The 742-nt window shown below is 46.6% G+C and carries 1 protein-coding gene and 1 pseudogene; both read left to right on the forward strand.

All coding sequences use genetic code 11. The annotated features are described in order from the left end of the window. Positions 1-372: pseudogene (locus IE260_RS43450) on the forward strand (O-acetylserine-dependent cystathionine beta-synthase); the annotation flags it as partial. A 33-nt stretch (positions 373-405) separates the two neighbouring features. Further along, positions 406-742 (forward strand): PLP-dependent transferase (locus tag IE260_RS43455; RefSeq protein ID WP_189881030.1); only part of this gene is annotated, 337 nt, incomplete at its 3' end.

A 742-nucleotide genomic window follows, 5' to 3' on the forward strand; every position in this document is an offset into this window, starting at 1 on the left:
ACTTTTGTGGGCACGGCTAGGTATTTGAAAGAACGCATTCCTGCTATTCGCTTGATTGGGGTGGAGCCGGAGGGTTCTATTTTGAATGGGGGAGAGCCTGGGCCTCATGAGATTGAGGGCATTGGCGTGGAGTTTATCCCTCCTTTTTTTGCAAACTTGGATATTGATGGCTTTGAAACGATTTCAGATGAAGAGGGTTTTAGCTACACTAGGAAGTTAGCCAAGAAAAACGGCTTGTTAGTGGGGAGTTCTAGCGGGGCAGTTTTTGCGGCAGCATTGAAAGAAGCGCAACGCCTCCCAGAAGGCAGCCAGGTTTTAACCATTTTCCCGGATGTTGCCGATCGTTATCTCTCAAAAGGTATTTATTTATAAATTCAATAATAAATTCAATAAAAAGGAAAAATCATGCGCATGCAAACAAAATTAATCCATGGGGGCATTAGTGAGGACGCAACAACCGGGGCGGTGAGCGTGCCTATTTATCAAACTTCCACCTACCGCCAAGACGCCATAGGCCGCCATAAGGGCTATGAATACTCTCGCTCAGGCAACCCCACACGCTTTGCTTTAGAAGAACTCATCGCCGATTTAGAAGGGGGGGTTAAGGGGTTTGCTTTTGCCTCTGGTTTAGCTGGAATCCACGCCGTTTTTTCCCTCTTGCAATCAGGCGATCATGTGCTGTTAGGCGATGATGTCTATGGGGGGACTTTTCGCTTGTTCAATAAAGTGCTTGTCAAAAACG

It is taken from the genome of Streptomyces viridiviolaceus, from assembly GCF_014650995.1.
Lineage (GTDB): Bacteria > Actinomycetota > Actinomycetes > Streptomycetales > Streptomycetaceae > Streptomyces > Streptomyces viridiviolaceus.